Here is a 20,742-nt window from a genome sequence, read left to right as displayed (position 1 = left end):
TCACACATTCGCAAAACCGGCCCGCAAAAACGCCCAAGCGTCTGTGACCATGATCGAAAAAGTTGACGAAAAGATGTTCCAAATCGTGCTTGGGCACAGAAAATAGATAAACGTGACCACAACGCCAGTGCAGCCTGCGCCGTCGGCGAATATCGGCATAGTGGAGATGTCCCTCGGCAAATTGCCGCTGTCGAAGCCCATGGAGGCGGTCAGTCCAGAACCACCGCCACCAGCCCGACGAAATCACCCATTTTAACCAGCCCCGGCACATGACGTGCCGCCAGAATGCCGCTGCGCCCTGCAGTGCAAATCTGTGGCGCAACGCCGGTACGGTCTGCCGGCCAGATGCGGGCAATCGGTTGCCCCTCAGTCACTGAATCCCCCATGTCCCGAAGGTATTCGATCATCCCCGCAGTTTCCGCAAAGTGAAAACAACTGGCATCCGGCATGTCGATATTGATGGTTGGATCCTGCGTCATCTCACCTTGCAAAATACCACTGTGGATCAACAGGTTGCGAATCCCCTTGCGGGCGATGGCGACACTTCGGGCGGTGGATGTGCCCGCGCCGCCCAATTCGGTTGTGACAAAGACCTTGCCCTGGTTTTCGACCTCGGTGTCAAACATGCCAACGTTGTCGATCTCCAGCATTCGCGCCGAATAGGGCGCGTTGAACGCCTGCATCGCGGCCATGCAAGCGGCCTCCTGGGTTTTGTCCTCAAGCACATGCGCTGCCGCGAAGGGCAGAAAATCCAGCGTGCTGCCGCCTGAATGGAAATCCAGCACCACATCGGCCAGCGGCACCAGCCGGGTTGCGATAAAATCGCAGATCTTGGCAGTGGCGTTGCCATCGGGCTGGCCCGGAAAGCTGCGGTTCATATTGGCCCCGTCAATGGGCGAGCACCGCTTGCCCGCCGCAAAGGCAGGCATGTTCATCATCGGCAGGATGATCACCCGGCCGGTGATCTGATCGGGGGTCAGCGTCACCGCCAGATCCTGAAGCGCAATGGGCCCTTCGTATTCATCGCCGTGATTGGCCCCGGTCAACAGCGCGGTTGGCCCGGTCCCATTGGCAATCACCGTGATCGGGATCATCACAGAGCCCCAGGCGCTGTCATCGCGGCTGTAGGGCAGCTTGAGAAAACCATGATGCACGCCCTGCGCATCCAGCGGGATTGTGGCGCTGATCGGGTTGGCCGTCATCGTTTCACCCACAACTCACGCGGGGTGTTGCACAGGCATTCATGGCCCGTTTCAGTGATCAGGATCGGCTCCGTGATTTCCAGCCCGCCATCATCAAGCCAGAGCGCGGGCATAAAGTGGAAGGTCATCCCCGGCTCCAGCACAGTGGTGTCGCCGCGCCGGAACGAGATGGTACGTTCGCCCCAATCGGGGGGATAGCTTATTCCGATGGCATAACCGCAGCGGCTGTCTTTCTCAAAACCCGCCTTGTTGAGCGTGGCATTGAATGCGTTGGCGATGTCCTGGGCCTGATTGCCCGGCTTTGCCTGTTCCAACCCAGCCTCAATGGCATCGAGAACCGCGCTTTCCGCATCACGGTATTTCTGCGGCACATCGCCAAGGAACAGCGTGCGCGATTGCGGACATTGATAGCGCCGGTGTGCGCCTGCGATTTCAAAAAAGGTCGCCTCGCCCTTCTGCATCGGGCGGTCATCCCACGTCAGATGCGGCGCTGTGGCATCAAGGCCTGACGGGGCCATTGGCACAATCGCCGGATAATCCCCCCAATGCCCTTCAGCCCCGCGAATGGCAGTTGCGTAGATCTCGGCGATCAGATCGTTCTTGCGCAATCCCGGTTCGGCCAATTCGAGCACACGTTCATGCATGACTTCGACAATACGCGCAGCGCGGCGCATGTATTCAATCTCAGTCTGGGATTTGACCGCCCGTTGCCAATTGACCAAACCTGTCGCATCGGCGAACCGCGCCTCCGGCAATGCACCGGTCAGTGTCATATGCGCCTTGGCGGAATAGTAATAGTTGTCCATCTCAACGCCAATTCGCGCATTTGACAGCCCAAGTTCGTTCAGCAAGCCCGCCAGATCGGACATTGGATGTTTGTCGGGATTTTGCACATAGGTGTCATCGTAGCCGCGAATGTGGTCCGCGCCGTCCATGAATACCGTGCGCCCCGCGCCCACCGCATCCATCGCCCTGCCCCACCAGACCGGATCGCCCGATTGGGTCAGGACCACACCCTGATAAACGTAGAAGGACCACCCGTCATAGCCCGTCAGCCAAGACATATTGGATGGATCGCAGACCACAATAGCCTCAAGTCCGGCTGCGTCCATCGCGGTGCGGGTTTTGGCAATGCGGCGGCGATATTCATCATCAGAGAAGTTTTTATCAAATGTTGTCATGGGCTTGTTCCGGTCAAATCCGCGCGGGCCTGTCCCGCCTCCCGATTAGATTTTCCTGATTTGTTGCAATTGACAAGCGCCCATGTTGCACCGACATGATCACCCTCATGAAATCACCGCGCCTTGATAAGACCGATATCGCCATCCTTGCCCTGCTGTCGCGCAATGGCCGGATCAGCAAAAGCGATCTGGCCCGCAAGGTCGGGCTTCGGCCCACGGCGTGCTGGGAGCGGATGCAGCGGCTTGAAGAAAACGGCGTCATCACAGGCTACCGCGCAGAGTTCCATTTGCGCGCCATCGGCCCGTCTATCACGGTCTTTGTCACGGTTGAGTTGGGCGCGCATCGTGCTGAAAATTTTGACAAATTTGAACGCGAGGTGGCCCGCCATGATGAGATCACAGGCTGCTGGGCCTTGGGCGGCGGCTTTGATTATCTGTTGCAGGTCGTGAGCCCCGATATCGACAGTTACCAGCGCCTGATCGACACGCTTTTGGATCAACGTGCGGGGGTGACGCGCTACTTTACCTATATCGTGACCAAGCCAGTCAAAGACGGCCCGCCACCCTTTGATCTGCTCAGCGGGGGCTGAGCGCAATCCGATGATTTTTTGGGATCAGAACCGATTTGCCGAAAAATCATCGCCGCGCCGCAGGCTAGGTCAAACCCAATGAGGCAATACATCTGCCAAGACAAAGACCAAAGGACCGGCCATGACAGACACACGCAGCAACGACCAGCTTAGCCAGTGGGACCACGATCACTTTTTCCACCCTTCGACCCATCTGGGCCAGTTTGCCCGCCGCGAAATGGGCAACCGGATCATCACCGGGGCCGAAGGGGTTCATATCACGGACCGCGAGGGCAACCGGTCGCTGGATGCTTTTGCCGGGCTCTACTGTGTGAACGTCGGATATGGCCGCACCGAGATCGCCGAGGCCATCGCCAAACAGGCGCATGAACTGGCCTATTACCATTCCTATGTGGGGCACGGTACCGAGGCCTCCATCACCCTGTCGCGGATGATTGCAGAGCGTGCGCCCGAAGGGATGAACCACGTCTATTACGGGCAAAGCGGATCTGACGCCAATGAGACCAACATCAAATTGGTCTGGTACTACAACAACATCCTTGGCCGCCCGCAGAAGAAAAAGATCATCTCGCGCTGGCGCGGTTATCACGGCTCCGGTCTGATGACCGGCTCTTTGACCGGATTGGGATTGTTCCACAACAAGTTTGATCTGCCGCTGTCGCAAGTGGTGCACACCGAAGCCCCCTATTACTATCGCCGCGATGATCTGTCCCAGACCGAAGCACAGTTCACCGCCCATTGCGCGGCAGAACTTGAGGCGTTGATTGAGCGTGAGGGGCCAGACACCATCGCCGCCTTTATCGGCGAGCCGGTTTTGGGCACAGGCGGCATTGTTCCGCCCCCTGCCGGATACTGGGAAGCGATTCAGGATGTATTGAACAAACACGATATCTTGCTGATCTCGGACGAGGTCGTGACCGGCTTTGGCCGTTTGGGCACCATGATGGGATCGGATCACTACGGGATGAAGCCTGATCTGATCACCATCGCCAAAGGTCTGACCTCGGCCTATGCACCGCTGTCCGGCTCCATCGTGTCGGACAAGATGTGGAAGGTGCTGGAGCAAGGCACCGATGAAAACGGCCCCATTGGCCATGGCTGGACCTATTCGGCGCATCCCATCGGCGCAGCAGCGGGGGTGGCCAACCTCGAATTGCTGGACCGGCTGGATCTGGTGGCCAACGCGGGCAGCACCGGCGCGCACCTGAACGCCGCGATGGCGGCGGCATTGGGCACCCACGCCCATGTGGGCGAGATCCGCGGCGAAGGGATGCTTTGTGCGGTCGAGCTGGTGAAGGATCGTGATGACCGGATCTATTTCGATGCCGCTGAGAAAGTCGCACCACGGATCGTGGCAAGGATGCTGGAACTGGGCGTGATTGCCCGCGCCATGCCGCAGGGCGACATCATCGGCTTTGCCCCGCCGTTCTGCCTCACCCGATCCGAAGCGGACCACGTTGTCGGCGTGACCCACCGGGCCATCACTGACATTCTGGGCTAAACAACCAGCGGGCGGCGATCAATCGCCGTCCGCCACCCCAGCCGCCCGTGCCCGCGCCCGCCGTGCACGATAGCTGGGCAGCACCACGAGGATCGCGGCAATCACCAAAAGGCCAAGCGTCATGGGCCGTTCCCAGATAAACCCGATACCGTCATAAAGCTGCATGGAGCGGGCGAAGTTGTTCTCAAGCATGCCGCCCAGAATGAACCCGATCAGCAGCGGAGCCAGCGGGTAATCTGCAAACTTCAGCGCCGTGGCACAGATGCCGAAACCCACCAGCAAAAGCAGCTCTGTTGCATTGTTCTGGCCGATGTAGGCGCCCATTAAGGTGAAAAACAAAATGAACGGGATCAGATAGTTGCGCGGGATCGATAGCACTTTGGCAATATAGGGGATCAAGGGCAGGTTCAGGATCAACAACACCAGATTGCCGATGAACATCGACATGATCACCGCCCAGAAAATCTGCGGCTCGTCGATCATCAGGCGCGGCCCCGGCGAGACATTGAGCGCGATCAGAGCCCCCAGCAGGATCGCCGTGGTGCCAGAGCCGGGAATGCCCAGCGTCAGCAGCGGCACAAATGATCCAGTGCAGGCGGCGTTGTTGGCGGTTTCGGGCGCGGCGAGGCCTTTGATCGACCCTTTACCAAATTCTTCCTGCTCTTCTTTGGTGGCGATGTTGCGTTCGACCGCGTAACCCAGAAAGCTGGCGATCGTGGCACCCGCACCGGGCAGAACCCCGATGAAGAACCCCTGCAAAGATTGCCGCCCGATCACCGGCGCAATTGCGCGGGCCTCGCTGCGGGTGATGCGCAGGTCTTTGATTTTGCCGTCGCCGCCACCTTGGGTGATTTTCGGTTTCAGCACCAGAAACAACGCCTCTGGCAGGGCGAACATCGCCATCGCCAGAGTGATAAAGCCAAAGCCCGATTGCAGGTCCATCACCCCCATGGTGAAGCGCGGCAGGTTAAAGAGCGCCCCCTCGCCCACGGTCGCCATGATCAGGCCCAGCACGGTCATCATCATCGCCTTGGCCACCTGCCCCGTGCCCGCAAAGGCCGCGATGGCCGACAGACCCACCACCATCAGGGCGAAATATTCTGCTGAATGGAAAAGCAGCGCCACCGAGGACAGCATCGGCGCAAAGACCATCAGCAGCAATGCACCGATTGTACCACCGGCAAAGCTGGCGATGGCGGCAATCGTCAAGGCCTTGCCGGCCTTGCCCTGTTTCGCCATCGGATAGCCATCAAAGCTGGAGGCCACGGTGCCCGCCACCCCCGGCGCATTCAGCAGGATCGAGGATGTCGAACCTCCAAAGATCGCGCCGTAATAAACTCCGGCCAGCAGGATCAGCGCCGCGGAAGGATCACCCATCGAGATCGCCACCGGGATCATGATCGCGATGATCGACATCGGGCCAAGGCCGGGCAGCATGCCGATGAATGTCCCGATCAGACAACCACCAATCACCATCAACAGGTTTTGCAGGGAAAGGGCCGTTTGCAGGCCAATCAGAAGTCCTTCGAGCATGTCATCACCCTCCGAAAAAGCCGGGCAAGGGGCGCATGTAGATTCCCAAGACCTGTTGCACCAGATACCAGACCACCACAGCCGTCAGCACCGAAACCGGCACCATCAGATGCCATTTGCGTTCGCCCAGAATGAACGATCCCAGAATGAGAAAAGCACCGGTGGAGAACAGAAACCCAAGCGGCCGCAGGCACAGCGCATAGGCCACCATCAGCGCCAGCAGCAAGATCGCCTGACCCAAATGGTAATCCCCCAAGCGGCGGTAATCGATCTCACCGACTTGGGTTTCTCTTTTCTCCAGCCCCAGCAGGATAATCAGCGAGGCAAGAATGCCCAGCACCGACAAAACTTTGGGAAAGGTGCTTGGCCAGATGGGGTTGCGCTTCATAAAGGGGGCAAGGCTGCCGTCCATTGTGAACCACGCGGTGTAGCCATAAGTCAGGCAAATTCCGAGCAATATCAGTGCGATCCAGCGATCAAGCGCCATCGTCCCATCCCCCCTTTGGTGATGCAGGGCGGCGTACCGCCCTGCCATGTTCAGCCTTTGTTAAAGAAAGCCGAGCTTTTTCATCAGATCACCGATGACCTTTTCCTGATCTTCTAGGAAAGCGCGGAAATCATCGCCGGAGTTGTGGATGTTGACCCAACCGTTGCGGGCGCGCACGGCCTCCCATTCAGGTGTGTCATACATTTTGGCCAGCGCATCTTGGTACATCGCCACTTTGTCTGCGGGCAGACCCGGCGCACCAAAGAACCCGCGCCAGTTCACAAAGCTGGTGTCGATACCCTGCTCTTTCATAGTCATCGCATCCGCTGCGGCAGCCACACGTTCATCGGCTGTCACACCGATAATCTTGACCTCGCCTGCCTTGGCCAGATCCACCGCTTCGGAAAAGCCGGTCGAAAGCGCGGCAATCTCGCCTGACAGCAGCGCCGCCATGGCCTTGCCGCCCGCGTCATAGGGGATGTATTTGACGCCAAGCGCATCTTTGCCCGCCGCTTCCATCACCATGGCCGCGACCAAATGGTCCATGCCGCCGGGAACGGAGCCGCCGCCGATAGCCGTGGCAGAAGGATCCGCGTCATAGGCCGCCAGCAGATCCGCCATGGAATTGATCGGGCTGTCCTTGCCCACAACAATCGCCGCGTAGTCACCGATGGTGCCCGCCACCAAGGTCAGATCGCGGAAGTTATGCGGGAACACGCCCGTCAGCGAGCGGATCACGATGGGCGTGGAGTTGACCATCAGCGTGCCGTGGTTGCTTTCGGCGTTCTCGATCAGATAGCCGATGGCCTTGCCGCCGCCGCCACCTGACATGTTTTCGTAAGAGGCGGTGCCCACAAGGCCCGCGCCGGTCAGTGCCTCGCCGGTACCACGTGCGGTGCCATCCCAGCCGCCGCCAGCACCGCCGGGGATCAAGAAGTGAATGCTGTCGAGCACCTTGTGGCCATCCGCCATCGCAGGTGCGCCAAAGCTAAGCGCGGCAACGGCAGCGCCAATCAGGGCGCGGCGGCCCAGTTTCAATGTGGTCATGTTGTCCTCCCATTTGACATCTGGCCGCAGCACGGCTCAGTTGAAGGAAGACTAGAACGCCAACCTGACACAAACCTGACACGTCACAAGAAGGCCGCGCCGCGCCATGAAATTTCTGTTGGTCGAAGACAATGCCGAGCTGGCCAAGGCGATTTCGTCGCGGATGAAGTTCGACGGCCATGTCGTTGATCACGCGGACAAACTGGGCGATGCCATCGCCTTTTCCGAGACCGGTGAATATGATCTTATTCTGCTTGATATCATGTTGCCGGATGGCGACGGGCGCAGCTTTCTCAAACAACACAGATCGGGGGGACAGGACACGCCGGTGATCGTTTTGACCGCCCGCAGTCAGGTGTCCGACAGAATCAGCATGCTCGATCTTGGAGCCGATGACTATGTGACCAAGCCGTTTGACCACGCCGAATTGCAGGCCCGGTGCCGCGCAGTGCTGCGCCGCAAGGCGGGCAAGGGCAAGACCGAGATTGAGCTGGGCGGCGCGGTGTTTGATCCGGTGGCCGGCACCCTCCAGATCGGCGGCGCGGCGATTGGTCTGCGCAATCGCGAATTGCGTCTGCTTGAATTGTTCATGAATGCACCGGGGCAGATTTTCTCCAAACAAAAGCTTTTTGATCGGCTGTTTTCCATTGATGACGACGCCAGCGAGAACGCGATTGAGGTCTATGTCGGGCGTCTGCGCAAACATCTCGAAGGCAGCGATCTGCGCATCACCACGTTGCGCGGGCTGGGCTACAGGCTTGACCATGGTTGAGGCGGTGCCTGTCTCCGGATCGCTGCGCGGACGGCTTATGATCACCCTTATTGGCGGCGCGGCGGTGCTGGCGCTGCTGCTGTTTCTGGCCTTGCGCAGCTATGCCGCGCAGGTCGCACAGGAGGGTCAGGACAGCATTCTGCGCGCCTCTGTCGCTTCTATTCTGGATGCCGCTGTGCTGCGACGCGGACAGGTTGAGATCGACATTCCCTATGCGTCCTTTTCCATGCTCAGCACCGCCTCTGATGATCGGGTGTTCTATGCGGTACATCAGGACCAGTCCTTGGTTTCAGGCTATGAGGGGCTCTTGCCCAAAGCAGACAGCCAAACAGCGCAAGACGGTTTTCAAACCGTTGAATTCCTGAACACGTCCCTGCGTCTTGCAACCGCATCGCGCATGCTGGTGGGGGAAAGCGAACGCACGCAGATCACAGTCTCCGTGGGCCAGACCCAAGACGCGCTGGCCGGAACGCTCAACCGGATTTCGCGCAATGCGGCCTATTTTGGCGCGGGGTTCTTTGCGCTGGCTGTTGTGCTGTCGCTCTGGGCGACCTCCGCCACCATTGGCCAGCTCAAACGCCTGACCACCTCCGTGGCACGGCGCGGCCCGCAAGACCTCAGCCCGTTTGCCAAGCCGGTGCCGTCAGAGATGCTGCCGCTGGTGCAGTCACTCAATTCACTGATGGGGCGGTTGGATCATTCGCTCAAGCAGTCGGAGGATTTCATCGCCGAAGCCGCGCACCGCGTGCGCACCCCGCTGGCCACCGTGCGGTCCTATGCCGAGGCGACGCTGCAACGGGTCAACCGTGGTGAAAACCGCGAGGCGTTGCGGTCGATGATCCGCGCGATTGATGAGAGTTCACGGGCGGCAGGGCAGTTGCTGGATCATGCGATGATCACCTTTCGCGCCGATCATCTGGACCGGCAGGACATTGATTTGGTTGAATTGGTGCAGGATCTGGTCCTGCGCCTGACACCGGTTGCGGATATGCGCGATGTCGATCTGCGGGTCCATGGCACGGCGCAACTGCCCTATTCAGGTGATCCGATCCTGCTGCAGAACGCCATCCGCAACGTGATCGACAACGCCCTGAAATACGCTCCGACAGAAAGCGCGGTGGACATCACACTGACCGGCGATCCGGTAAAGCAGATCCAGGTTTGCGACCAGGGTCCGGGGTTTCCCCCTGCGGAAATCGATACGCTGGCGGCCCGGTTCAAACGCGGTAACAACGCCGAGGGGATCATTGGATCCGGATTGGGCCTGACCATTGCGCAGGATGTGGCCTTGGCCCATGGCGGCACATTGAACCTGTCAAACCGGGTGGAGGGCGGCGCATGCGTATCCTTGCAGTTCTAGTTCTGTTGCTTTGGCCCGTGGTAGGTTTGGCACAAGACTGGGAAGATCAGCAGCTATTTGAAGGCAGCGCGGCAAGCCAGACACTGCGGGTGTTGTCCAGCACCGACACCTCGTTTTTTGCACCCATCATCCAGCGGTTCTTGCGTGAACAGCCGGGATGGGCCATCGAATACTTCGTGCATAGTACCGCCGAGATTGACCGGCGATTCCGCGATAACCCCGATGGCTATGATTTGGTGATCTCAAGCGCGATGGATTTGCAGCTTAAACTGGCCAATGATGGATATGCCATGCAGATCAATGACATAAGCCACCCCGATTGGGCGCAATGGCGGCAGAGCCTGTTTGCCTTTACCACGGAACCGGCAGCGATCGTGATCAACCGAGCCGCCTTTGCCGGACATGACATGCCCCAGAACCGTCAGGATCTGATCCGGGCGTTGCGGGCGCGGCCGGAGCAGTTTCGCGGACGTTTGGGCACTTATGATGTGCGCGAGTCTGCGCTTGGCTATCTGTTTGCCACGCAGGACGCCCGCGCATCCGAAACGTTCTGGCGGCTGATGGAGGTGATGGGCGGGCTTGATATCCGGCTTTATTGCTGTTCGGGCGAGATGATTGACGATCTTTATTCCGGCAAGATTGCTGTCGCCTACAATGTTTTGGGCAGCTATGCGCTGGCGCGGCGTGACACCCACGATGCGCTTGAGATCATCTTGCCGTCTGATTTTCCGACCACGATGATGCGCACGGCCTTTGTGCCCAGCGGTGCCAGCCATCCGCAAATGGGCGCTGAGTTCATCCGCTATCTCATTGCGCTGCAGTCGGCCGGAACGCCCCAGGATTTCCCCCTGCCCCCGCTCAACTTGGAACAAGGCAGCATTGCACAATCCACCATCGCACTGGAGCCTGCGTTGATGACCTATCTTGACCGGCTCAAGCGGCGCACGTTTCTCAAGGAATGGCAAAGCGCGATCATTCAGGACCGCTGAAAACCTGGCTCAGGATTTGCCGCGAAAGCCGGGCACGCGGCCGGTAAACAACGACCACAGGACAACAACCATATAGGCAAGGCACAGCACCACGAGGGTGGTCCAGACATAGGTCAGCACCGCCGCCGCCACGACCGCCACGCCAACAAGGTAGTATTTGACATTGTGGCGCGAGACCTTGGTGGTCTTGAACGACCAAGTCGGCACCCGGCTGATCAGCAGCAGACCAATCACCACCATATAGGCACAGATCACCAGCTCCGGCAGGACCAGCGTATTGGGAAAGGCAAAGGTCGCGAACATCGGCAACAGGACCAAGAGCGCGCCTGCGGGGGACGGCACGCCCGTGAAATGCGGACTGGGAGGTTGGTCGATTTCGGCCTTGCTGGACACGTTGAACCGCGCCAGTCGCACCACGCAGCAGACCGCAAAGACCAGAACCGAAAACCATGCGGCACTGTTCATGTCTTGCAGCGCCCAGAAATACAGGATCAGCGGCGGCGCAACCCCGAAGTTCAGAAAATCGGCCAGTGAATCGAGTTCCGCACCCATGGCGCTGTCGCTGCCCAAAAGCCGCGCCATGCGGCCATCAAGACCGTCCAGAACACCGGCCACTACAATCAGCTGCACCGCAAAAACGAAATTGCCCTGAACCCCATAACGAATGGCCGACAGACCGGCGCAAATCGCCGCAATGGTGAGCATATTCGGGATCAGCTGGACCAGCGAAAACTCACCCTTGGTCTTTTCAGGAAGATCGCCCATCCGTTTGCTCATGCGCCCTCTTCGGTCGCGGCGGGCAGTTCGGCCAACACCGTTTCGCCCGCGATCATGGTTTGGCCAATGCGGACCATCGGCTCGACCCCTTTGGGCAAATAGACATCCAGCCGCGAGCCAAAGCGGATCAGCCCAAAGCGTTCACCGCGCTGCAAGGTTGCGCCGGGTTCGACAAAACAGACGATGCGCCGGGCCACCAGGCCGGCGATCTGCACCACGGCCAGTTCCTGCCCGTTGTCCATCTTGACGCAAAGGCTGTTGCGTTCGTTGTCCACGCTGGCCTTGTCCAGCGAGGCATTGAAAAACTTGCCGGGGCGATAGCTGACCGCGCGGATTTCGCCGGAAACCGGCGTGCGGTTCACGTGGCAATTGAACACGTTCATGAATACGCTCACACGGGTCAGCGCCTCATCCGGCATGCCCAGTTCCGCGGGCGGCACCGCAGGTTCAATCAGGGAGATCACGCCATCGGCAGGGCTGATGATCAGTCCCGGACGGTCCGGCGTGACCCGTTCAGGATCGCGGAAAAAGTAATAGCACCACACCGTCAAGCCAACCCCGATCCAACCCAGAAAGGTCGAAAACACGAACAGGACACACGTGACAGCCGCAAATATGGCAACAAATTTGATGCCTTCAGGGTGCATTGGTTTGATGAAGGTGCCCATCATTTGCATGGCGTCTTTTCCTTGTGGCAGGTACCGCATCCCTCATAAGGCGATTGGGCAAGAGTGCAAGGGTATTCACACCGGCCTCAGGTCAACCACCTTGGCCGCGCCGCAGCGTCAGGCAGGTGGACCAGATGTGTCAGCCCCGCATTGAGCCGTCCCCAATTCCCACCATCCCGCAGCAGCGCCGCTGGCCATGATGTGGTTCGCGCCATTGCCGTTTCAAGGCTGTCACCGGCTTGTTCCGTCAAAACCGCGATGGCGCGGGTCAAATCCAGATGCGCCCCGGCCAAGGTGCCATCCGCCAGCGTCAGCCGGTCACCGCAGCGCCGGATTTCGCGGCCATTGAGGGCAAAGCTGTGCACGTCGCTGCCAGCTGTGGCCATGGCATCTGTCACGGCAAATATCCGATCCTTGCGCCCCTTGGCCCGCAGCGCCAGACGCATCGTTGCGGGATGCACGTGAATGCCGTCAGCGATCACCCCGGCAAAGACATCGTCCTGATCCAGCACGGCCCCTACCAGACCGGGGGCGCGGTTGGTCAGCTGGCTCATGGCGTTGAACAGATGCGTTGCGCCTTTCGCGCCCGCATCAAAGGCGGCCATGCAGGTCTCGTAATCCGCATCGGTATGGCCAAGGAAAACAACCACGCCAGCGTCTGACAGGGTTTTGATCTGCGCCAAGCTGGCGTTTTCAGGGGCCAGCGTGACCTTGAGGGTGGCAATGCGATCAGCTGCCCGCAGCAGCATCTGCAAATCCTCGTCCTCCATAGGCCGGATCAGTGCCCCGTCATGCGCGCCCTTGCGGGAAACCGCCAGATGGGGCCCTTCGAGATGCAGGCCGACGATACCCGGCAATCTGGTCGCTTGCGCCTCGATCACGGCGGCAATTGCCGCCTCCGTCCGGGCACGGGTGTCCGTGATCAGCGTGGGCAACAAGGCGGCTGTGCCCAGCGCGGCATGGGCCGCTGCCATCTGCTGTAGGGTTTCCACCTTGGGCGCGTCATTGAACATCACGCCGCCGCCACCGTTGACTTGCAAGTCCACATATCCCGGCATGATCGTTCCACCTGCCAGATCGGTCGCAACGCAGCCTTCCGGCAATGGTCCTTCGGGCACCGCCGCCACCTGCCCCGCTGCATCTGCAATCAACATATGCCCGCGGTGCAAGGTTTCTCCGTCATGGATGTTTGCGCCCAAAAAGGCCTGGCTGGGTTTCAACATCGTTGGCCGGTATCCTTGCGGCGATCTGCATCACTTTGGATCTAGCACATCCAGTGCCGAGCCTGCCAGTGGCCCGATGCCAAATCCGCAGGGTCAGGCCGTTTGTGCGCGGGCGATAATCTGCCTCATATGAACGACATAGCTTTCGGGCAGGTCCAGTTCGTCCAGCCCCTTGAGGATCGGGCGCACATAGTCGTCACTGGGTGCGATCATGCGGGTCAATCCGGGTATTTCATAGGTCACCGAGGGCACCTCATTGCCATCTGCATCAATGAGCGTGATCTCTTTGCGGGCCCACATATCCTCTGACACGGCGGCTTGATCCAGCTTTTCCATGTCATCTTGGCTCAACTCATATTGGATCCCGTACATGACATCATCGGGAGCCACATCCAGCGTGCATCCGGTCACGCCATCGCGTTTGCACGCTCCAAAGCCCATCCGGTATCCCTTGAGTTTCATAATCCCCAAAGGTTTGGCGGAGGGGGCAAACTTTTGCATGCCTTCGACATCCAGAAGTGTCCCGTAGGCAAAGTAATTCATGTGTTGTTCCTTTCGTTCATCTTATTCAACCGTTTAAAAACCTGTTTAGTGGCCACATCGTGCCGCACCCGGACCGCGCCCATTTCTGCGCGGGGGGCGGCGAAACCGGTTCACCCAAGCGCCGAGGCAACGCTCCATTTTTCTGGGCGGGCGGCCTGCACGCGAATATTTTCGATGTCGGCAATTCGGTGGCAGGCCGCGCGATGCCCTTCTGCGACTTGCTGCATTTGCGGGAAGGTCTGGTGGCATTGATCTTGCGAAAACGGGCATCGCGGCGCAAAGCGGCAGCCCCTGGGCGGATCCACCAGATCAGGCGGCGTGCCGGGGATGGCAATCGGCTCTGCCTCGCTGTCCAGATCAGGAAGGGAGTTCTTCAGCCCCAAGGTATAGGGATGAAACGGCGTGTTCACGACCTGCGCTGTTGGCCCCTCTTCGACGATGACACCGCCATACATCACCGCCATGCGGTCACAGTTTTCGATCACCAGCGCCAGATCATGGGTGACCAGCAGGATGGAAAAGCCGAACTGGGTTTGCAGATCACGGATGCGGCGGAAGATCTGGTCCTGGACAATGACATCAAGCGAGGTTGTCGGCTCATCCGCCAGGACAACAGAAGGGTTCAGAACCAATGCCATCGCAATGATCGCCCGTTGCCGCATACCGCCCGAAAACTGATGCGGGAATTCGCGAAAGCGTTTGGGGTCGACACCGACAAGTTCGAACAGGTCTTTGGCGCGTGCCGTTGCCTCACGGCGTGAGACATTCTCGTGCGCCTTGATGGCATCAATGATCTGATCGCCCACCCGATGCACGGGATCAAGCGCATTCAAAGCACTTTGGGTGATCATCGACATGTCTTTCCAGCGCCGCTGACGGCGGCGTTCCGGGGTGGCGGCGATCATGTCCTCTCCGTTCAGACAGACCGCTCCGGACAGGATCTCTGCGTTGCCAGGCAGAACCCCCATGACCGATTTCAAGAAGGTACTTTTGCCGCAGCCGGATTCGCCGACCAGACCAAGGTTTTCACCGGCCTCAAGGGTGAGCTTCACCCCCTGCAAGGCGGCGGCAGGGCCGCGGTCAGTGCGATAACGAACGGACAGATCAGTGACGGACAGGCGCGGGTTTGCCATGATCAAAGCCCCCGCAGGCGCGGATTGACCGCTTCTTCATAGGCGCGTCCGATGAAATAGACGGAACTGACCAAAACCATGATCGCGGCCCCCGGAGGGATCACCCACCATGGGGCGCGGTACATCATCTGGCTGGCGAAGGCCTGATAGATCACCGATCCCCAGCTGACGACTTCGGGATCGCTGTAGCCCAGAAATCCGATGCTGGCCTCGGTGATGATGGCCCATGCCAGCGCAAAGGCGATGTTCACCAATGCCAATGGCAGGATGTTCGGGGCAATTTCGCGGTAAATGATGGTCCAATCACTGGCACCGGACACACGGGCGGCGGCAATAAACGGCATTTCCTTGAGCGACAGCACCTGCGCCCGGATCACCCGCGCGGTGGACCGCCACATCACAAGGGTCATGGCAAAGATTATGGTCCAGATGCTGCGCCCCGAAATCGAGAGCACCACAATGATGAAGGGCAAGAAGGGCAAACCCAGAAACACGTCTGTTATGCGCATCAGGATGGCGTCGGTCTTGCCGCCGAAATAGCCGGAAATCAGTCCGACGTTGACGCCGATGACTACGACGCCCAGTGCTGTCAGCACTCCCACCAGCATCGCGGGCCTTGCGCCCCACAAGATCTGGCTGAACACATCCCGGCCCAGCGCCGTGGTGCCAAGCCAATGATCCAGCGATGGCGGGGCCAATCGCACCAGTTTGCCCGCCGCATCATAGTTACGCTCCATCGGGTCAAAGGGCGCGATGAGCGGCCCAATGATCGCCATCAGGGCGCAGAAAACAAAGATCCAGAAAGCGATCTTGCCAGACCAGGTCTGATGCACGGTGCGCAAGAAGTGCCGGGCAAAGGCCACCGGCCCTTTTTCAAGACGCGCCTCGCTGGCCGCCATCTGTGTCGCGGCGGTATCGGCGGTGATCTCAGTCATAAACAATCCTCGGATCCAAAAGCCCATAAAGAAGATCAGCCGCAAAGGTGCCCAGCACCGTCAATACGGCAATCAGGAAGAAAGCGGCCTGCACCACCGGATAATCCGATGTCTCGACGCCCTGGATCATCAGCAATCCCAGCCCCGGCCATGAAAACACGGTTTCGATCACGACAGAGCCTGCGACAGCCCAGCCAAGGATCATCGGGATCGTGGTCGCCACTGGCAGCATGGAATTGCGCGCCGCGTGGTGAAACAGGATGCGGCGTTCCTTCAGCCCCTTCATACGGGCCAGTTCAATAAAGTCCTCACCGATCGTGCCCAGCATGCTGGAGCGCATCAGCAGCAGCGGGAAACAGATCTGATAGGCGGTGTTGACCATGAAGGGCAGTGCCAGATGGTGCAGGAAATCCTTGGAAAGATACATCGCCAGCGTCGGGTCCGGGAATGCACCGGGGGTGACGATATGGCCCGCTGGAAACCAGTCCAGCCATAGCGAGAACACCAAGATCGCCAGCATCGCGACCCAGAACACTGGTGCCGATTGAAAGGCCGTGGCCGCAAACACCACAGAGAACTCTGCCTTGCCGCCACGCCACCATGCCATCACTGCGCCGATGATCATGCCCAACCCATAGGCCGCTATGAGCGACGGCAGGATCAGCATGATGGTGTTCATCAGCCGTCCCTCGATCAATTCCGCAACCGACCTATTGGTCCGGAAAGACACACCAAAGTCGAACTGGGCGTAATTCTTGAGGTAGATCACGAATTGCTGGTGCAGTGGTTTGTCGAGGCCGAATTGCTCCATCATGGCGGCTTGGGCCTTGGGATAAAGCGCGTCACTGATCACCATGGCCGTAGGATCACCCGGCATCAGCCGGAACAAAAAGAACATCAGCACCAGCATCGCCAGCAGGGTCAGCACCATATGGACCAGACGCGTGACAAGATACTTACCCATGGGCGGCGTCCTTCCCTGTGTTGGCCAGATGACAGGCCACCATCTGTTTGCCCGTTGAGGCCAATGGCGGCGCCTGTGTTGCGCAATCAGCAATCGCCACTGGGCAACGGTCGCGAAACAGGCAACCCTCCTGCGGCCGGATCGCATCGGGCAAAGCCCCTTCGATCTGCGCGGCGGGCCTCTCCGCCCCCGGCACATGGCTGGGAATCGAGGCTATCAGCGCCTTGGTGTAGGGATGGCTGGGGTTTCTCAGGATTTCCCGAACAGGGCCGATCTCGACAATCTTGCCCAGATACATGATCGCCACATCGTCACAGATCGTCGGAACGGTCGCCAGATCATGTGTGATGTAAACCAGCGACAGATCGCGTTCCCGCACCAACTGGCGTAACAGGCGGATGATGTCCCATTTGATCGACACGTCCAGCATCGAGATGGGTTCGTCCGCGACCAGAAACGTGGGGTCCAGAACAATCGCCCGTGCGATGCACAAGCGCTGCCGCTGCCCGCCACTCAGAAGATGCGGATGTTTGCTGAGGAACAATTCGGGCGGGTTTAGTCCCACCTGTTCCATCGCTTTGAGAACAGCTGTGCGGATCTTGGCTGTATCGGTCTCCCCCTGGTAGACCAGCGGGCGCGAAACGATCTGAAACACATCATGGCTGGGGTTGATGGAGCCGTAAGGATCTTGAAACACCATCTGCATCTGCCGGTGAAAGGCATGGCGATCGCGGATGCGCATCTCACCCAGATCGTCCTTGTTTATGAGGATGCTGCCAGCTGTGGGGCTTTCCAGCCCCACAAGCATCTTGGCCGTGGTGGATTTGCCGCATCCGCTTTCGCCGACGATGCCCAGCACCTTGCCTGCATCAACCTTGAAACTGATCCCGTCCACAGCGCGGACCATCTTGTGCCGGTCCGCGGAAAAAAGAGACCTCAGCCCGGTCACCACCGGATAATGACGAATGAGATTGTTTGCTTCAATCATTGGGGTGACCTGTTGTCGATTGCGGGCTGAGGTATGGTTTAGACTGTGCGGATCACTTGGGCGGAAAGTGCAGCCGTCCGTCGTCATCCCAGGTGAACCCGGCGTCCTTCAGCATCTGCCGGGCCAGATCGAGATCAAAGACCGGAGGCTTCAGTGCGGGATTGTGCCAATAGGCGTTGACCGGCACGATCGAACTGCCCGAGGCCGCCGCGAGACCACCAAAGATGTCATTGATGATGGCATCATAAGGCACGGCATGGGCCAAGGCGCGGCGCAGGTCCTTGTTCCAGAACACCGGCCCTGTAACCTTGTAGCGCACAGAGTTGTAGCCGTTCGACTTCGCCTCATAGAGCTTGATGTTGTCGAGACCGCGGTATTCATCAATGGTGATCGGAACAACCGGCTGGAAAGAGGCGTCAATCTCGCCCTTGCGCAGTGATTGCATCACCACCTCGGCAGAGCCGTAGACAATGCTCAGGATATCAGACTGCGGTTCGCCATAGTGGTCTTTGCGCGCAGACAGGTACATCTCCTGCCCCTCCTTGCGGTATTTCACGGTGTAGGGGCCGCTGCCGATTGGGCGATCATTGGCAAAATCCTGTGGCTTTTCGATGCCCAGATCCTCTACCAGCGTGCCCCAGACATGCTGCGGCAAGACATAGACCTGCCCCAGCGTGTTCATCACAAAGGGCGCATAGGGTTGGTTGAGTGTGAAACGGACCGTGTCATCACCAACAACGTTCACCGAGGCCACTTTTTCAAGATATTTGGTGAAGTAAGCGGATTCCCACTTTTTCATATACTCAAAGGTGAATTTCACGTCCTCCGGTGTCACCGGCTGTCCGTCAGAGAACGTGTGACCTGTGCGCATTTTGACATCCACGGTCAGGTCATCGACCACCTCAATGGACTCCGCCAACCACATGCGTGGCGATCCGTCGGGTGCAAGCACCACGAGCTTGTCATAGATCAGGGCCAGATTGGTCAGGTCTTCATTGGTGCTGGCCACCAGCGGGTTGAGCGTGGTGTAATCCACCGTCCAGCCGATGCGCACGGGACCACCATGTTTGGACTTCATCCGCATGATATTGTCGTTGGCGCGGATGCCCTCGGGCGAGGCTTCAAAACCGTCGATCTCCATGTTGTCGCTGTTGATCGCATGGGTGCTGATGGCATAGGTCACGATGGCCTCGGGGGGATCGTTGTACAGCTCCTCCTGCAAGGCATAGATCACTTCGCGGCGTTCTTCGGGGTCGTAGATGCCCAGCTGCTTTTCGCCCAGTTTGTCCACCATGGGGTTGCTGTATTCCCCTACGTTCCAGTTGCCGGGGGCGGAATTTGCCGAGTTGAACTGAGAGTTGGTGAAAAAGTCCGGCTCAAGCCGAAGCGGATTGCCCGAGAGCGAGGACAAGACCGCGTCAAACTTATGCTCCTTGAACCACAAAGACAGCATCGGATTGGGGAAGGCGACGGGATTGATATTGACCTTAAGCCCCAGCTTCTCCCACTGCTCTGCCACGTAGTTTGAGCTTTCTGCGTAGTGCGAATATTTCGCGGCGGGCCAGGTCAGGAAATCAACCTCTGGCACAATCTCGCCGTCTTGGGCCATGGCGCTGATTGGCAAAGCCATCAGCGCAGAGGCGGCCATTAAATTCCGAAACATCATACATCCTCCCCGATGTGAAAGTCAGAAACAGGATCACCCCAATCACGACATCTGCCTTTGCAAAGCATATTTGCCCGAAAAACGGACCAAATTGCGGGTTTGGAGTTGCCCAATGTGAATTTGTTCCTCTAGTTTGGAGAAATGCCAAAACATGTAAAATGAAGATTTCGCCGCTCTATCAGTCCAAAATGGAATGACAAAATACCCGACGTGAGGGACATCCGATGAGACGCACATTGCCGCCAACCAGTTCTTTGGCCTGCTTTGAATCGACCGTCCGCCTGGGCAGCGTCACCTTGGCCGCGGAGGAGCTGAACCTGACGCAAAGCGCTGTAAGCAAACGCCTTTCGGGGCTTGAAGATTTGTTGGGGCGTAAATTGTTCACCCGCGAGCAGCGACAGCTCACCCCGACACCGGCAGCGCGTGAATATGCCAAAGAAGTCAGCGAGATTATCAACCGATTGGAAATTTCAACCGCGCGGCTGATCTCTCAGGGCCGGCATGGCGGTGTGCTGACCGTTGCCATTCTGCCGACCTTTGGCACCAGATGGCTGGTGCCGCGCCTGAGTGAGTTTCTGTCAGAACACCCATTGATTGAGCTGAACTTGATCTCGAAGATCAGCCCCTTTGATTTTGAAAACGAAGTCACGGATCTGGCCATCCACTTTGGCCTGCCTGAATGGGACAAGGCCCATTGTGAATACCTGATGGACGAGGCCGTCGTGGCCGTTTGCGCCCCTTCCGTGCTTGAACTGGACCAACCCATGATGCAGGCCAACGAGATAGCCTCACATACGTTGATCCAGCACACCACGCGCCCCTATCTTTGGAATGATTGGCTGAAAAGTTGCGGCACCCGGCCAGTGGGCGCAACAGTTGGCCCGCGGTTTGAATTCTACGCCCATGTGATCGAGGCCGCGCTGGCCGGCATCGGCGTTGCGGTTCTGCCAGAGTTCCTGATCCAGAACGAGTTGGAGCGCGGCATGCTCAGGCTCGCCCATGAGCATCGCTTGGTCTGCAAGGAACGGTATTATGCCGTGTATCCGGCAAAAAATTCGCACAATTCCAACGTTGTGGACTTTGTGAACTGGCTCAAGATCAAATGCGAGGAACAGACACAATTGTCGCAACGCGGAGAACTTTGAACCGCCCGGTCAGTGTGCTGGCCTGCGCCGGCCTTGCC

Annotated in this window: 20 protein-coding genes; 6 read left to right on the top strand and 14 right to left on the bottom strand. The window is 58.8% G+C overall.

What is annotated here, in order from left to right; genetic code table 11:
* Positions 1-209: 209 nt before the first annotated feature.
* Complete coding sequence (gene doeB / locus JNX03_RS02430) at positions 210-1,202, bottom strand: N(2)-acetyl-L-2,4-diaminobutanoate deacetylase DoeB (RefSeq protein ID WP_203210875.1); 993 nt, start codon at positions 1,200-1,202, stop codon at positions 210-212.
* Complete coding sequence (gene doeA, locus JNX03_RS02425; protein WP_203210874.1) at positions 1,199-2,383, bottom strand: ectoine hydrolase DoeA; 1,185 nt, start codon at positions 2,381-2,383, stop codon at positions 1,199-1,201. The genes doeB and doeA overlap by 4 nt, the downstream gene beginning before the upstream one ends.
* 107 nt (positions 2,384-2,490) lie before the next feature.
* Between doeA and JNX03_RS02420 the strand changes: the two genes are divergently transcribed.
* Entirely contained in the window at positions 2,491-2,973 is a 483-nt protein-coding gene (locus JNX03_RS02420; protein WP_037907705.1) for an Lrp/AsnC family transcriptional regulator, read from the top strand.
* Between the two features lie 121 nt (positions 2,974-3,094).
* On the top strand, positions 3,095-4,474 hold the full coding sequence (locus JNX03_RS02415; protein ID WP_203210873.1) for an aspartate aminotransferase family protein: 1,380 nt from the start codon (positions 3,095-3,097) through the stop codon (positions 4,472-4,474).
* Between the two features lie 18 nt (positions 4,475-4,492).
* On the opposite strand, the gene JNX03_RS02410 is transcribed toward JNX03_RS02415, so the two are convergent.
* The 3 genes from JNX03_RS02410 to JNX03_RS02400 are packed head-to-tail and all read right to left on the bottom strand — an operon-like array spanning position 4,493 to position 7,541.
* The gene (locus JNX03_RS02410; protein WP_203210872.1) at positions 4,493-6,007 is read right to left on the bottom strand and encodes a tripartite tricarboxylate transporter permease; all 1,515 of its coding nucleotides are present in this window, start codon (positions 6,005-6,007) and stop codon (positions 4,493-4,495) included.
* 4 nt (positions 6,008-6,011) lie between these two features.
* Positions 6,012-6,494 (bottom strand): tripartite tricarboxylate transporter TctB family protein, encoded by a 483-nt coding sequence (locus JNX03_RS02405; protein WP_203210871.1) that lies wholly within the window; start codon positions 6,492-6,494, stop codon positions 6,012-6,014.
* 60 nt (positions 6,495-6,554) lie between these two features.
* A complete protein-coding gene (locus JNX03_RS02400) occupies positions 6,555-7,541 on the bottom strand; it encodes a Bug family tripartite tricarboxylate transporter substrate binding protein (protein ID WP_203210870.1) in 987 nt (328 codons plus the stop codon).
* 106 nt (positions 7,542-7,647) lie between these two features.
* On the opposite strand from JNX03_RS02400, the gene JNX03_RS02395 reads away from it, so the two are divergent.
* From JNX03_RS02395 to JNX03_RS02385, 3 genes are read left to right on the top strand one after another with little or no spacing between them, the layout of a single operon-like run.
* Positions 7,648-8,313, top strand: a complete 666-nt coding sequence (locus tag JNX03_RS02395; protein WP_120502706.1) for a response regulator transcription factor — start codon at positions 7,648-7,650, stop codon at positions 8,311-8,313.
* A complete protein-coding gene (locus tag JNX03_RS02390) occupies positions 8,306-9,673 on the top strand; it encodes a sensor histidine kinase (protein ID WP_203212105.1) in 1,368 nt (455 codons plus the stop codon). Before JNX03_RS02395 ends, JNX03_RS02390 begins: the two co-directional genes overlap by 8 nt.
* On the top strand, positions 9,652-10,662 hold the full coding sequence (locus JNX03_RS02385; protein WP_203210869.1) for an ABC transporter substrate-binding protein: 1,011 nt from the start codon (positions 9,652-9,654) through the stop codon (positions 10,660-10,662). Before JNX03_RS02390 ends, JNX03_RS02385 begins: the two co-directional genes overlap by 22 nt.
* 9 nt (positions 10,663-10,671) lie before the next feature.
* Here the strand turns inward: JNX03_RS02385 and pssA are convergent, their stop codons facing one another.
* The 9 genes from pssA to JNX03_RS02340 all read right to left on the bottom strand — a co-directional run bounded on the left by pssA (position 10,672) and on the right by JNX03_RS02340 (position 19,556).
* Positions 10,672-11,427: a CDP-diacylglycerol--serine O-phosphatidyltransferase gene (gene pssA, locus JNX03_RS02380; protein WP_203212104.1), complete on the bottom strand. Its 756-nt coding sequence runs from the start codon at positions 11,425-11,427 to the stop codon at positions 10,672-10,674.
* Between the two features lie 8 nt (positions 11,428-11,435).
* A complete protein-coding gene (locus JNX03_RS02375) occupies positions 11,436-12,116 on the bottom strand; it encodes a phosphatidylserine decarboxylase (protein WP_203210868.1) in 681 nt (226 codons plus the stop codon).
* A gap of 77 nt (positions 12,117-12,193) precedes the next feature.
* The gene (gene nagA, locus JNX03_RS02370) at positions 12,194-13,330 is read right to left on the bottom strand and encodes an N-acetylglucosamine-6-phosphate deacetylase (RefSeq protein WP_203210867.1); all 1,137 of its coding nucleotides are present in this window, start codon (positions 13,328-13,330) and stop codon (positions 12,194-12,196) included.
* Between the two features lie 93 nt (positions 13,331-13,423).
* A complete protein-coding gene (locus JNX03_RS02365) occupies positions 13,424-13,873 on the bottom strand; it encodes a gamma-glutamylcyclotransferase family protein (protein WP_203210866.1) in 450 nt (149 codons plus the stop codon).
* 110 nt (positions 13,874-13,983) lie between these two features.
* The gene (locus JNX03_RS02360; RefSeq protein ID WP_203210865.1) at positions 13,984-15,006 is read right to left on the bottom strand and encodes an ABC transporter ATP-binding protein; all 1,023 of its coding nucleotides are present in this window, start codon (positions 15,004-15,006) and stop codon (positions 13,984-13,986) included.
* Between the two features lie 2 nt (positions 15,007-15,008).
* Positions 15,009-15,941 (bottom strand): ABC transporter permease, encoded by a 933-nt coding sequence (locus JNX03_RS02355; RefSeq protein WP_203210864.1) that lies wholly within the window; start codon positions 15,939-15,941, stop codon positions 15,009-15,011.
* The gene (locus JNX03_RS02350) at positions 15,934-16,905 is read right to left on the bottom strand and encodes an ABC transporter permease (RefSeq protein WP_203210863.1); all 972 of its coding nucleotides are present in this window, start codon (positions 16,903-16,905) and stop codon (positions 15,934-15,936) included. The genes JNX03_RS02355 and JNX03_RS02350 overlap by 8 nt, the downstream gene beginning before the upstream one ends.
* A complete protein-coding gene (locus tag JNX03_RS02345) occupies positions 16,898-17,893 on the bottom strand; it encodes an oligopeptide/dipeptide ABC transporter ATP-binding protein (protein ID WP_203210862.1) in 996 nt (331 codons plus the stop codon). The genes JNX03_RS02350 and JNX03_RS02345 overlap by 8 nt, the downstream gene beginning before the upstream one ends.
* A gap of 52 nt (positions 17,894-17,945) precedes the next feature.
* Entirely contained in the window at positions 17,946-19,556 is a 1,611-nt protein-coding gene (locus JNX03_RS02340) for an ABC transporter substrate-binding protein (protein ID WP_203210861.1), read from the bottom strand.
* Between the two features lie 227 nt (positions 19,557-19,783).
* Between JNX03_RS02340 and JNX03_RS02335 the strand changes: the two genes are divergently transcribed.
* Complete coding sequence (locus tag JNX03_RS02335; RefSeq protein WP_203210860.1) at positions 19,784-20,704, top strand: LysR family transcriptional regulator; 921 nt, start codon at positions 19,784-19,786, stop codon at positions 20,702-20,704.
* Positions 20,705-20,742: the final 38 nt, after the last annotated feature.

It is taken from the genome of Sulfitobacter mediterraneus (genome assembly GCF_016801775.1).
Taxonomy (GTDB): domain Bacteria; phylum Pseudomonadota; class Alphaproteobacteria; order Rhodobacterales; family Rhodobacteraceae; genus Sulfitobacter; species Sulfitobacter mediterraneus_A.
This window is presented reverse-complemented; position numbering and strand designations above follow the sequence as displayed.